This window comes from Bradyrhizobium sp. HKCCYLRH2015, assembly GCF_051168215.1.
GTDB lineage: Bacteria > Pseudomonadota > Alphaproteobacteria > Rhizobiales > Xanthobacteraceae > Bradyrhizobium.
The window spans coordinates 138590-151781 of sequence record NZ_JBNPUO010000012.1; the positions used below are offsets into that span (position 1 = coordinate 138590).

12 protein-coding genes (1 of these 12 only partly in view) are annotated in these 13192 nt (G+C 65.4%); 9 read left to right on the forward strand and 3 right to left on the reverse strand.

Features of this window, described 5'->3' with window-relative positions; translation table 11 throughout:
• The 3 genes from ACQR1H_RS28775 to ACQR1H_RS28785 all read right to left on the reverse strand — a co-directional run.
• Positions 1-2807, reverse strand: the 5' end (the start) of a protein-coding gene (locus ACQR1H_RS28775; RefSeq protein WP_434908567.1) for a non-ribosomal peptide synthase/polyketide synthase. It extends 15082 nt beyond the left edge of the window; 2807 of the gene's 17889 nt are visible here — the first part of the coding sequence; it begins with the start codon at positions 2805-2807; its stop codon lies beyond the left edge, outside the window.
• 6 nt (positions 2808-2813) lie between these two features.
• Complete coding sequence (locus ACQR1H_RS28780) at positions 2814-3041, reverse strand: MbtH family protein (RefSeq protein WP_316236695.1); 228 nt, start codon at positions 3039-3041, stop codon at positions 2814-2816.
• Positions 3042-3134: 93 nt separating this feature from the next.
• Positions 3135-3686 (reverse strand): YcjF family protein, encoded by a 552-nt coding sequence (locus tag ACQR1H_RS28785; protein WP_434908568.1) that lies wholly within the window; start codon positions 3684-3686, stop codon positions 3135-3137.
• 280 nt (positions 3687-3966) lie between these two features.
• On the opposite strand from ACQR1H_RS28785, the gene ACQR1H_RS28790 reads away from it, so the two are divergent.
• The 9 genes from ACQR1H_RS28790 (at position 3967) to ACQR1H_RS28830 (ending at position 13188) form a co-directional block, all read left to right on the forward strand.
• Positions 3967-4743, forward strand: a complete 777-nt coding sequence (locus ACQR1H_RS28790; RefSeq protein WP_434900275.1) for a thioesterase II family protein — start codon at positions 3967-3969, stop codon at positions 4741-4743.
• 236 nt (positions 4744-4979) lie between these two features.
• Positions 4980-6605, forward strand: a complete 1626-nt coding sequence (locus ACQR1H_RS28795; protein WP_315800405.1) for a cyclic peptide export ABC transporter — start codon at positions 4980-4982, stop codon at positions 6603-6605.
• On the forward strand, positions 6602-7708 hold the full coding sequence (locus ACQR1H_RS28800; RefSeq protein ID WP_315800404.1) for a prohibitin family protein: 1107 nt from the start codon (positions 6602-6604) through the stop codon (positions 7706-7708). Before ACQR1H_RS28795 ends, ACQR1H_RS28800 begins: the two co-directional genes overlap by 4 nt.
• 45 nt (positions 7709-7753) lie before the next feature.
• Positions 7754-7924, forward strand: coding sequence for a hypothetical protein (locus ACQR1H_RS28805; protein ID WP_434908569.1), 171 nt, complete (start codon positions 7754-7756; stop codon positions 7922-7924).
• Between the two features lie 695 nt (positions 7925-8619).
• Positions 8620-9273 (forward strand): 4'-phosphopantetheinyl transferase family protein, encoded by a 654-nt coding sequence (locus ACQR1H_RS28810; protein ID WP_434839070.1) that lies wholly within the window; start codon positions 8620-8622, stop codon positions 9271-9273.
• 331 nt (positions 9274-9604) lie between these two features.
• Positions 9605-10936, forward strand: coding sequence for an ABC transporter substrate-binding protein (locus tag ACQR1H_RS28815; RefSeq protein ID WP_316215580.1), 1332 nt, complete (start codon positions 9605-9607; stop codon positions 10934-10936).
• A 124-nt stretch (positions 10937-11060) separates the two neighbouring features.
• Positions 11061-12023, forward strand: a complete 963-nt coding sequence (locus ACQR1H_RS28820; RefSeq protein WP_434883246.1) for a carbohydrate ABC transporter permease — start codon at positions 11061-11063, stop codon at positions 12021-12023.
• On the forward strand, positions 12020-12973 hold the full coding sequence (locus ACQR1H_RS28825; RefSeq protein WP_316215582.1) for a carbohydrate ABC transporter permease: 954 nt from the start codon (positions 12020-12022) through the stop codon (positions 12971-12973). Before ACQR1H_RS28820 ends, ACQR1H_RS28825 begins: the two co-directional genes overlap by 4 nt.
• Positions 12970-13188, forward strand: coding sequence for a hypothetical protein (locus tag ACQR1H_RS28830; RefSeq protein ID WP_316215583.1), 219 nt, complete (start codon positions 12970-12972; stop codon positions 13186-13188). Before ACQR1H_RS28825 ends, ACQR1H_RS28830 begins: the two co-directional genes overlap by 4 nt.
• Positions 13189-13192 lie beyond the last annotated feature (4 nt).

Here is a 13192-nt window from a genome sequence, read left to right on the forward strand (position 1 = left end):
GCGACGCCGTCGTGACGGCGCAGCGCGCTCTCGACCTCGCCGGCCTCGATGCGGAAGCCGCGGATCTTGACCTGATGGTCGGCGCGTCCCAGGAACTCGAGCGTGCCGTCGGCGCGCCAGCGGGCGCGATCGCCGGTGCGATACAGCCGGGTGCCCGGCGGTCCGAATGGATCGGCGATGAAGCGCTCCGCCGTCAATCCGGGACGATTGATGTAGCCCCGTGCCAAGCCCGCGCCCGTGACATAGACTTCGCCCACGACGCCCGGCGGCAGCGGATTGAGGGCGTCATCGAGAATGACGACGGAGCGATTGGCAAGAGTGCGCCCGAGCGGAAGGGGTGACGTGATCGCGGCCACGTCAGACAGAGCATGCCGCGTGACGAAGGTCGTGGTCTCCGTCGGACCATACGCGTTGGAGACCACCGTGCGGCTGTATTCGAGCACGCGGCGCACCACATCCGGCGACACGGTCTCGCCACCCGTCAGCACCTCACTCGCCCCGTCGAAGCAGTCGGGATGCTCCTCCGCGATCGCTGCGAACAGTTGATAGGTCAGGAACAGGCGCGTGACGCCATGCTGACGGATGGCCGTGGCCAGCCGGCGCGCGTCGAATGCGCCGGTTGGTCCGATCGCGATCGTGTGGCCGTGGAGTAGCGGCACGAACAGCTCGAAGGTGCTGGCATCGAAGGCGGGATTGGAATGCAGCAGGATCGTCTGCGGTCCGTCGTCGTGCCAGACCGGGTCGTCCGCGAGCGAGAGGATGTTGCGATGGCTGATGCCGACGCCTTTGGGATGGCCGGTCGAGCCCGACGTGAACATGACATAGGCAAGATCATCGGCCGCGCCGGCGACGCCGGGATCCCGATCATCGAAGGCGTCGGGACGAGGTGAAAGAATGCCGAGGCCGCCATGGCCGGCAAGCTCGGCCACGAGCGCGGGCGCGGCCAGGGCAAAGCGGGCGCCGGTCTCGCGCAGGATGAAATCGCGCCGATCCCTGGGCTGGCCCGGCTCCAGCGGAACATAGGTCGCGCCGGCCTTCAGCACCGCCAGCACGGCAATGACGAATTCGGATGAGCAGGCGAACAGCAGCGCGATCGGGTCCTGCGGCCGGACCCCGGCCGCGATCAGGTCGTGCGCGAGCGCGTTGGCGCGGCGGTCGAGATCGCGATAGGTGAGCGTATGGTCGTCGGTGCGAATGGCAATCGCGTCGGGGATGCGGCGGACCTCGGCCGCGAACCGCGTGGCAAGCGTTTCGCGCGGCGCGACCGCCGTGAGACAGGGGGGCGCGCCGGGATCATCGGCGCGCGCCAGATCGGGGGCGGCCAGCGCCAGCCGTGCCGCCGGGATTGCGGGGGCATCGGCGAGCCCGCGCAGCAGCATCTCGAACGCGCCGGCCCAATGCGCAACCGTCGTCCGGGCAAACAGATCCGGATTGAACTTGAAATTGCCGAACAGCGCCTCGTTCGCCTCATACAGCTCGAGCGCGAAATCGAACTGCCCGAGCTGCTGCGGAAACTGGTAGACGCGCGCTGCCAGCCCGCCCCACGTGCTCCAGCCGTCATCCGCCAGCGGCGCGATGAGCCCCTGGACGGCATGCTGTCCGCGCAACTGCAGGAAGTTGAAGCAAGCCTCGTAGACAGGGGTCCGCGCCGGATCGCGCTGCGTCTGCAGCCGCTGAGCGAGCACCGCGAATGGGTAGTCCTGATGCTCCGCCGCTTCGGCGGCCGCCCGTCTCGTGGCGTCGAGAAAGGCGGCGAGGCTCTGGCCGTCCACCAGGCGGGTGCGATGCACGACCGTGTTGACGAAATAGCCCACCGTCGGATCGAAGGCCGGCTGGGTGCGCCCGGCCACCACCGCGCCCAGCAGAATGTCGTCCTGCCCGCTCAACCGGTGCAGCAGCAGGCTGTAGGCGGCGAGCAGCACGACGGACAGCGTGGTCTCGTGGCGTCGCGCCAGCGCCTTGAGCCGTACAAGCAGCTCCGGCGCGATGGCGAGGTCGATCTGCTCGCCGCGCTGGCGGCGCTGCGCCGGCCGCGGATGATCGAGCGGCAGGTCGAGCACGGGAAGCTCGCCGGACAGCAGCCACTGCCAGTACGACCACAGCTGCTCGCCGCGCGCCCCGCTGAGCATCGTGCGCTGCCAGCGCACGAAATCCGCATAGCTGCGCTCCACGCGAGGGAGCTGAGGGACCTCGCCGCGGGCCCGCGCCTGATAGCTGCGTCCGATTTCGTCGAGCAGGATGACGATCGACTGGCCATCGATGACGATGTGATGAGCCAGCGGCAGCAGGACGTGATCCTCGTGTCCGCGGCTGATGAGCACCGCCCGGAACAGCGGGCCGCGCTCGAAGTCGAACGGTTCTTCGTAGGCGTCCTGCACCGCCCGATCGAGCTCAGCCGGGTCTGCGACCTGCACGTGGCGCAGCTCGGCCGCGCGCGGCGAGACGGTCTGGATCGGCGTCCCGCCACGCCAGGCGAAGGTGGCGCGCAGGGCAGGGTGGCGCTCGATCACATCCTGCATGGCCTGCCGCAGCGCTGCGACATCGACCGCACCGCGAAGCCGAATGGGAAATGCGACGTGATAGGCGGTGCTGGTGGCATCCAGCTGATGCAGGAACCACAGCGCCTGCTGCCCATACGACAGGGGATGATGAGCCGCCTCGGTCCCGCGTCGGCGCAACAGCTCGGCCGCGAGTTGCCGCTTGCGCTGGAGTTCGTCGCCGTTGCCGGCGGCCGGAGTCTCGATCGGGCTGTCCTCAGCCGGCAGGCGCTCCGATTCTGCGCGGGATGGATCCCATCGATCGTTCACGATGCGTCACGCTGCAGACGGGTCGGCGGCATCTCGCTGGCGGCGGAGACTGAGCGGCCGCATGTCGGTCCAGGCACCCTCGATGAACGCGAGGCATTCCGCTTTGCCGCCCGTCGGTCCGGTCTGCCGCCATCCAGCCGGGATGTCCTTGAATTGCGGCCAGAGCGAATACTGCTCCTCGTCGTTGACCAGCACGACGAAGACGGTGTTCTCGTCGTCGAATACATTCACCATGTCGACACCAAGGGCATAGAACGGCGTTCCCTGAACCGCGCGGTACGGGTCATGCAGATCAGCGGCCGCAGCGGGCGGCCGTGTGCAAGCGGCTTAAGCGGTCGCCGTCTCGGCGGTCGTACCCTTGCGGGTCAACCCGCGCTTGACCTGCTCCTTCATCGTATCGAGATCGACCGACAACAGATCTCCGCCCTTTTCGAAATGATTGACGAAGACCCGGCCGATGGCCCAGGTGAGCGCCGAGGCGAATGCCGGCACGACGGCGATGCCGAGCAGTGGACCGATGAACGGAACGTAGCGGGCCGCGCGGATCGCGACGCCGGACAGCGGGCTGACCGGCACGATGCCGCCAATCAAGGCGGCCACGTACGACTTCACGGCGTTCTCGTTGAACGGAATTTCATAGACCTCGGCGAGCTCGCTGATCATCTTGATCTGAATACCTGTCAGCGCGAAAACATCGAGCAAAGGCAAAGGGATGAGTCCGGTGATGGCACCAAACCCGGCGTTGCGCTTGACGATCGCCAGCGCCTGCTTGTGATGCTCGGGGGACACGGGGGCGGGGGAAACAGCTTGGTCGCTAGCAGCCAAATTTGTCATGATGATTGATTCCCAATTATTAGTTGAAAGGTACCATCCTTCCACCTCCCTTGGAAGGGCCGTCCGCTCGCTTCTCGCGGACTGTCACCAGATAATGCCCAGGTGATTGATACGGATGTCGAGAGACCGATCAAAAGAAGCTTAGACTTATCAGGACGTAGCAACGCCGCAGGCGGCTGAGAGGTGCGGGCAATGCACAATGAGGTGCGGATTCATGGGAATCCCCTCGATTGTCCTGTGAGCATCGTCGGCGCGGCCGCATCTGGAGGTGCGGCAGCATCGGCCTGTCATGATAATATGCGACAAATTTGAAGTGGGTTGATCGATGCCTGATCGCTGGCAGCATTCGTTTGCTGATGAGTGGCTTCTTTGTTTCAAGCCGAGACCTGCGGCCCGCCGCCGGCTGGTCTGCTTCGGGCCGGCAGGAGGCGGCGCGTCATTCTATCGGCGTTGGCCCGATCTGGCGCCGCCCGATGTCGAGGTGCTGGCGGTCCAGCTTCCAGGTCGGGAGACGCGCCTTGGCGAGGAGCCGCGTCGCGACATCGTGGAGTCCGCCGAGGAAGTCGTCCGCGCGCTGCTCGCCAGGCCGGATCTGCCGACCGTGCTGTTCGGCCACAGCATGGGCGCGCTGCTGGCGCTCGAAGCGGCTCGGGGACTTCGCCGTGCGGAATATGCGCCCGAGCTCCGTCTGGCGGTCTCCGGCCGGGAATCCCCCGATCTTGCAATGCAAGATACCGGTTTCATGACGCTGGCCGATGATGAGTTTCTGATCGCCGTCGATCGCCGCTACGGCGGCATTCCGCCGGCCGTGATGGAGGTCGCGGAATTGCGCGAGCTGATCGCGCCGGCGCTGCGCGCCGATTTCGCGTCCGTGCTCGGCTATCGCATTCCATCGCCCGATCCGCTCGACATCGATCTCACCGTCATGCGCGGACGCGATGACCCGCAGACGGCGGATGAGCGGATCGCAGGATGGGATCGTGTCTCACTCCGGCCCGTTCGCCGCTGCGATTTTCCGGGCGGGCACTTCTATTTGTCCGATCGTCCTGAGGCGGTGCTGTCGGAGCTGCTGGCCGACCGCTTCGTCGCCGCGCCGTCCTGAGGCGCGGTTCGATCAGGTTGCATGTTGTCCGATTGGTTTATTTGTCAGCCTTGCCGTGCCCTCTTTGCCCTGGACGCTGGTTGTGATCAAACACGTTGCAGCAGGATTCGATGTTGCCCGATGTGCCGGACGAGCTTCGTCGTGATCGCCGGCGCTGTTTTGTGGCGGAGTGCTGCGCCCGCCGTCGGCATCGGGGCGTTGAGGGATTTCAGCGTGGACAGAAGGCGGTTTGAACCTTGGACCTGATACGCTTCGTCCTCGCATCCGCGGGTCCCATCCGCTTTCGCCTGATCGCAGGCATGGTGCTGACCAGCTTCGCCATGGGCGCGCTGATGGTCGTCACCAACACGGCCACCGCGCCGGAGTCGAGCGACGGGCCGGCGCTGGAGATGGTGCTGCTGTTCCTGGTCCTGGCGGCGCTCGTGATCGGCTCGCACCGCTACTCCATGCGCATGGTCACGGCCCTCAGCGAGGCCATCCTGCGCCAGATCCGTGACAACTACGTGCTGCTGGTCCGGCGGATCGAGCTCGAGGCGCTGGAGCACACCGGCGTCGACCGGATCTATGACGTGGTCGCGCGCGAGACCATCCTGATCTCCGACGCCGCGCCGCAGATCGTCACCGGGATCATCTCGGCGATGACTTTCCTGCTGCTCGGCGCCTACATCGCCTACCTGTCGCTGTTCGCGATCACGCTGCTGGTGTTCGCCTTCGTCGTGACCGTGTATTTCTACCGCTACAGCCAGCGTGGCTCGCGGGCGGCCCTGGTCGCCGCGAGCGCGCAGGAGACGCGGTTCCTCGACCTGATGGGCCATCTGCTGCACGGCTTCAAAGAGGTGCGTCAGAACGCCGCGCGCGGTTACGACCTGGAGCAGGATCATCTGCTGCCGGCCTCGGAGCAGATCGACGTCAAGAATACGGTCGCGATGGACCACATCGCCTCCGGCATGAGCATCTCCTATATCGGCTTCTACAGCCTGCTCGCCGCGGTGGTCTTCATCCTGCCGGGCTACATCAAGGAGCACCGCACGGTTCTCCAGGTTCTCTACACCGTGCTGTTCATGCTGTCGTCGCTCGACAACGTCCTGCGCTCGGCCGCGGTGCTGGCACGCGCCAACCTGTCGATGGAGCATCTGCTCGACATGGAGAAGCGGCTGCTGGCCGCCGCGCGCGAGCCCGAGCCGTCACCCGATGCCGCGCATCAGGTGTTCGAGCGGGTCGAGCTGCGCGCGATCACCTATTCGCACACCGGCCGCGACGGCAAGCCCAGCTTCACGCTCGGGCCGTGCGACCTCGTCGTTCGACCCGGGCAGATCACCTACCTGATCGGCGGCAATGGCAGCGGCAAGTCGACCCTGATGCGCCTGCTCACCGGCCTCTATGACCCCGCGGGCGGTGTCATCCTGTGGGACGGCGAGCCGGTGGACCATGCCCTGCGCGGCAAATATCGCCAGTTGTTCTCCTGTGTCTTCGCCGACTTCCATTTGTTCGATCGCTTCTACGGCGCGCGCACGATCGATCCGGCCAAGGTGAATGCCATGGTGGCCGATTTCGGACTGGCCGAGAAGACGGCGTTTCGCGACGGCGGCTTCACCCAGCTCGATCTGTCGACCGGACAGCGCAAGCGGCTGGCGCTGATCGTCGCCTTGCTCGAGGACCGGCCGATCTACCTGTTGGACGAGGTCGGCGCCGATCAGGATCCGTCGTTCCGGCACCGCTTCTATACCGAAATCCTTCCCGACTTGCGGGCTCGCGGCAAGGCCGTTATCGTCATCAGCCACGATGATCGCTATTTCTCGATGGGCGATCGCGTTCTCACGATGCGGGACGGCCGGCTCGAGCAAGCCGAGGCTTTGACATGAGCGTGGCCTATCCCGATCGCAGCCTTCGCAACTCGCCGTCTCCGCTCAGGCCGACGCGCGGCAGACTGCGCGATCGCATCGAAGCCTATGTCGTCGGCACCATCGCCTTCGCCGGCCTGCTGGTCCTGTTGCTGTGGCGGACCGTGATCGTCGTGGTTCCCGCAGGCCATGTCGGTGTGCTTTACAGCCTGCTCGGCGGCGGCACCGTCATCAACGACGTCTATCGCGAGGGGCTGGCGCTCAAGCTGCCCTGGAACAGGATGTATCTGTTCGAGACGCGCGTCCAGTCGCTGGCGCTCGACGTCGAGGCGCTCAGCCTCGAAGGCCTGCGCGTCGACGTCAAGGCCAACCTCATCTTCCACGTCGATGCCAACTCCGCGCCCCGGCTCCTGAAGGAGGTCGGCACCGACTACGTCAATCGCCTGGTCATGCCGGTGGCACTCGGCGTCATCAGGCGCGTGATCGGCAAGTTCGACAGCCATCGCCTCTACACGCTCGACAGCGAGCTCCTGACCGGCCAGATGCTGGATGCCCTGCGCGGCGAGCCCAAGAGCACGATCCTGCTCTATGACGACATGGTCGTGACCCGGGTGATGCTTCCCGACGGGATGCGAAAGGCGATCGAGGACAAGCTGACGCAGGAGCAGTACGCCGCATCCTATGAGTTCATCCTTGCACGGGCCCGCTCGGAGGCCGAGCGCCAGCGCATCGAGGCCATCGGCCTGGAGAACTACTATGCGACGGTGTCGCGGTCGCTGTCGAAGGACGTGCTGACCTGGACCGGTATCCAGGCAACGCTGGACCTCGCCCGCTCCAACAACAGCAAGGTCGTCGTGGTCGGCGGCGGCGCCAATCAGATGCCGCTCATCCTGGGCTCGGATATCTCGTCAGGCAGCGCCACAGCGCCGAACCCCTCGATCATGGACTTCGACAGCACCAAGCTCAGCTTCCCCAAGATCCAGCAGCCGCCGCGGGACGTCTTGGAGAATCCGAGCGGCGTCGATCTGCCAGGACAGGCCCGCATGACTCCCCTCGGGTCGCCGCCGGCGCCGGTACGGCAGGGATCCCCCATTCCGGCGGCTCCGGTGCAGAATGCCCGCTAGCTCCGCGCCGCCCACCGTTTTCGCCAGCATGAGGAGCATCGCCTGATGTCTGCCTTCGTCATCATCATCTATGTGCTGCTGTGCCTGTTGAGCGGCTATTTCGGCCGCGACTCCCGCATGGGCTTCTGGGGCTGCGTGTTTCTGTCGGCCATTCTCAGCCCCGTGCTGATGCTGCCGGTGCTGTTCCTGCTGGGCGGCGGCCGGCGGCCGGCCTGATCCGAGTCGGGGCCCGCGCGGCGCGCCGCTGCCTCGGCGATCAAGGTCCTGCACCCGACGGGCCGTTGCCGCATGCGTGTCATGTCCAAACTGCCCGTCGTGCCAGTTTGTCGCGCACTTATCCCTTGCACCGTCGGGCAAATCACCTCCACATTTCCGCGCATCCCGGCTCGCTGAAGAGGGACGTTTCGCGATCGTCACGAACGTCGAGCCGGGGATGCGATGGGCGTGTCGGTCCGCAGCGTGATCTCGATTGCGCGGACGAACGGAACGATGCGACGGCGAAATCGTGTGGTCCTGGCGCCCCGAAGCTGGCGCCAAGTCGGCGGTCATGATGATCCGTCGGCGACGGGGGCAATCAAGCCGGTCCCCGGGGAGATCACGTATAAGCCGTCAAACCATCGCGCAGGGAAGGCCGGGATGTCCCAGCCGAACCTGTGGTTCCTGCCCCGTGCATTCTTTCCGCACGGGGGCCATGGGGGCGGCAGGCTCCCGGCCTTCCTTGCGCCTCTTCTCGCTGGAGAGGAGGACGAACGGAAGCAAAGCTCGGGCGAAACACGCCGCGAGATCGCGATGTCATGTGGAATCGTTCGAGATCGGTTTCGGAGCAGCCGCGTCGTGTAGAGTGGCGGCCAGCCGATCCGTGTTGGTCAGGGCCGGTCCGCAAGAGAGGCAGCGCGCGTGCAGAGTTGGCGATGAAGGCGATTGCAGAGCTGTTTGACGGTCCGGTCGTGGTTGCGGCATCGAGCCTCTCGCTGGCGGAGGATGAGCTGTTTCCCGAAGAGCGCGCGCATATCCAGGCCGCGGTCGCCAAGCGGCGCGCCGAGTTCGCGACCGCGCGGATCCTGGCGCGCAGGGCGCTGGCGTCGCTCGGAGCTTCGCCGGTCGCGCTCGTCCCGACGCCGGATCGCGCGCCGGTGTGGCCGCCGGGCTATGTGGGAAGCATCTCGCATTGCGCCGACTACTGCGCTGTTGCCGTGGCCCGAAGCAGGGATGTCCCGTCGCTTGGACTGGATGTCGAGGACCTGAGCGAGCTCGATCCGTCGATGCGCGATCTCGTGCTCACGCCGGCCGAGCGGCGATGGCTTCGCGGCCAGCCCGATGCGCTGCAGCCGATGCTGCCGATCGTGATCTTCAGCGCCAAGGAAGCCTACTACAAATGCCAGTACCCGCTCACGCGCGGCTTCCTGGATTTCCAGGATGTCGAGCTCGCGATCGCATGGCCGGCGGGCACGTTCGAGGCACGTGTCATGAAAGAGGACTGGCCGGCCGCGGTTGCTCGTCTCGCCGGACGTTTCCGCGTCGCTGACGGCCGGGTGAGCTGCGGCGTGACGCTCGCGCAGCGCTGATGGCCCGAACGCAGCCTGGGGTTGGGGCGGGCCGTTCTTGTTGCCGCTGCGCCGGAAAGCTGTGGGGGCGCGATCTCAGGAAATCTTCATCCGATGAGCTGCTTACCGCAGTCGCTAAACATGATGCGCTGCGAATTGCGGGGAAATGCGCTTGACATGTTTAGTCATTCGCAATTTACTAAACAAAATACTTAACTCGGACAGTCGATCCGGGACCATGAGGAAACGCTTGCGGCTCGCGCTGTCGTTGTGACGGCGCCTCTCGCCGCGGGCCAACACCGCCGTCATCAGCGCAAAGGCAGGGGCGGCGCCAACAGGGAGGGAGTGCCAGATGAAGTTGCTGCAGACATTTGCACTGACGGCGACGGTCGCCGCCGCGACAGTGCTCGGCGCGTCCGCGCCGGCACGCGCCGAGGGAAAGACGATCACCTTGTGCTGGGCCGCCTGGGATCCGGCCAACGCGCTGGTCGAGCTGTCCAAGGACTTCACCGCCAAGACCGGCGTCAACATGAAGTTCGAGTTCGTGCCGTGGCCGAACTTCGCCGACCGCATGCTCAACGAGCTCAATTCCAAGGGCAAGCTGTGCGATCTGATGATCGGCGACTCCCAGTGGATCGGCGGCGCCGCCGAGAACGGCCAATACGTCAAGCTGAACGAGTTCTTCGACAAGGAAGGCATCAAGATCTCCGACTTCATGCCCGCCACCGTCGCCGGCTACGCCGAGTGGCCAAAGGGCTCGCCGAACTACTGGGCGCTGCCGGCGATGGGCGACGCCAACGGCTGGACCTATCGCAAGGACTGGTTCGCGCGGCCGGAGATCCGCGAGGAGTTCAAGAAGAAGTTCGGCCGTGAGCTCGAGGTGCCGAAGACGCAGGAAGAGCTGAAGGACATCGCCGAGTTCTTCCAGAAGCGGGTGATCGACGGCAAGACCGTCTACGGTGCGGCGATCTTCACCGAGCGCGGCTCGGAAGGCATCACCATGGGCGTCACCAACGCGCTCTATCCGTTCGGCTTCAAGTATCAGAACCCGAAGAAGCCGTATGACATGCAGGGCTTCGTCAATTCCGACGACGCGGTGAAGGGCCTCGAATTCTACAAGGCGCTGTACAAATGCTGCACGCCGCCCGGCTATTCCAACGGCTACATGCAGGAGGGCCTGGATGCCTTCAAGTCCGGCCAGGTCGCGCTGCAGATGAACTGGTTCGCCTTCTTCCCGGGCCTCTACAAGGACCCCAATGTCGGCGGCGACAAGATCGGTTTCTTCGTCAACCCCGCGCAGAAGGAGAAGGGCTCGCAGCTCGGCGGGCAGGGCATCTCGGTGGTGGCCTATTCGCCGAACCGCGCCGAGGCGCTGGCCTACATCAAGTGGTTCGCCTCGCTGGATACCCAGAAGAAGTGGTGGGCGCTCGGCGGCTACAGCTGCCACAAGGGCGTGCTGAACGATCCCAACTTCAAGAATACCGCGCCGTTCGCCGCCGACTTCCTGGTGGCGATGGACCAGGTGGTCGATTTCTGGGCCGAGCCGTCCTACGCCCAGCTCCTGCTCGCGATGCAGAAGCGCGTCCACGACTATGTCGTCGCCGACCAGGGCACCGCCAAGGGCGCGCTCGACGGCCTGATCGCCGACTGGACCAAGGTGTTCAAGGAGGACGGCAAGCTCTGATGGAAGCGGCATCTCGCGTGCAAGCGGGATGCGTCACGACGATCCCTCCGGCGAGCTTCGGCTTGCCGGGCGGACCAGCCAGTCTCACCGCCAGCCAGAAGCAGCCAGTGAAGCAGCCCCTCGCATGACCGACCAGACCGGACTGAGCAGCCTCGTCGACCGCGCCGCCCTGGTGACGCCGCCCGCCGTGGCGGGGCGCGTGCGCGGCCTCTCCGAGCGTGCCATCGCCTGGCTGTTCATCACGCCGACCATGCTGCTGCTGCTCGCGATCAACATCTTCCCGCTGATCTGGACCATCCGGCTGTCGTTCACCAACTATCGCGCCAACCGGCCCAATGCGACGGTGCTCGATGTCGGGCTCGCCAACTACCAGTCGATCCTGACCGATCCGGACGTCTGGGCGGCGATGACGGTGACCGCGCGCTTCGTATTCTGGACCATCCTGATCCAGACCGTGCTCGGTTTCACGCTGGCCTGGCTGATCGACAAGAAATTCCGTGGCCACGGCCTGTGGACCACCTTGATCCTGCTGCCGATGATGCTGTCGCCGGCCGTGGTCGGCAATTTCTGGACGTTCCTGTACCAGCCGCAGATCGGGCTCTTCAACTACGTCATCTCCGCCGCGACCGGCGCGCCGGCATCGTCTTTCCAGATGCTGGCGCAAGTGCCGCTCGCGCCGTGGGCCATCGTCATCGTCGACACCTGGATGTGGACGCCCTACGTGATGCTGATCTGCCTTGCCGGTCTGCGCTCGATTCCCGACTACATCTACGAGGCGGCCGAGGTCGATCGCGCCTCGCCGTGGCGGCAGTTCTGGTCGATCACCTTGCCGATGGCGCTGCCCTTCATCATGCTCGCGGTGCTGTTCCGCGGCATCGAGAACTTCAAGATGTTCGACATGGTCAACCTCCTGACCGGCGGCGGACCCGGCTCGACCACCGAGGTCGCCTCGATCACGCTCAAGCGGGAGGCGTTCGAGAAGTGGCGTACCGGCTATTCCTCGGCCTTCGCGATCATCCTGTTCGTCACCGTGTTCGGCCTCGCCAACATCTACGTCAAGGCGCTCAACCGGGTGAAAAGCCGATGACCGGTCTCGCAACCGCCCATTCCGTTGTCGATCCCTCGCCGCTGACCAAGCGGATCGCGGCGACCGTGGTGATCGCCTATGCGCTGATCACCCTGGTGCCGCTGCTGTGGATCTTCATGACCGGGTTCAAGTCTCCATCGGATGCGATCGCCTATCCGCCGAAGCTCGTCGCCGAGCCGAGCCTGGAGGGCTATTGCAACCTGTTCACGACCCGGACGCGGCAGACCCCGGAATACATGGCCAAGCTGCCGCCGGCGGCCGATCTGTGCGACCGCATCTCGCGCGGCCGCAACATGGTGGTCGCGGGTCCGTCGAACTACATCCCGCGCTACGTCAACTCGCTGGTGATCGCATTCGGCTCGACCGCGCTGTCGGTCGTGCTCGGCACGCTCGCGGCCTATGCGTTCTCGCGCTTCAAGGTGCCGCTGAAGGATGATCTCCTGTTCTTCATCCTGTCGACAAGGATGATGCCGCCGATCGCGGTCGCGATCCCGATCTACCTGATGTATCGCGAGCTCGGCCTGTCCGACACGCGGCTCGGCATGATCCTGCTCTATACGTCCGTCAACATCTCGCTCGCGGTCTGGCTGCTCAAGGGATTCATGGACGAGATCCCGCGCGAATACGAGGAGGCGGCGATGGTCGACGGCTACACCCGCCTGCAAGCCTTCTTCAAGGTCGTGCTGCCACAGGCCACCACCGGCATCGTCGCCACCGCGATCTTCTGCCTGATCTTCGCCTGGAACGAATATGCCTTCGCGGTGCTTCTGACCTCGGGCACGGCGCAGACCGCGCCGCCCTTCATTCCGATCATCATCGGCGAGGGCGGCCAGGACTGGCCGGCGGTCGCTGCCGGCACCACACTGTTCCTGATCCCGATCGTCGTGTTCACGGTGCTGCTGAGGAAGCACCTGTTGCGCGGCATCACCTTCGGAGCGGTGCGCAAATGAGCCGGTCGATACGAAATAGGCCTGCCGATGTCGCGGCTACGCGCTGGCCACGGGCGCTTCGGCGCGGCCCGATGGAGACGTTGGCGACGATCCTGATTGCTGCCGGCGTGCTGATGCTGCTGCAGCCGTTCGCGTTGGTGCTCTACACCTATTCCTTCATCACCACGCTCGCCGGTGTCGTGATGTTCACCATCGTCTCCAAGTTTCCGGACTGACGCC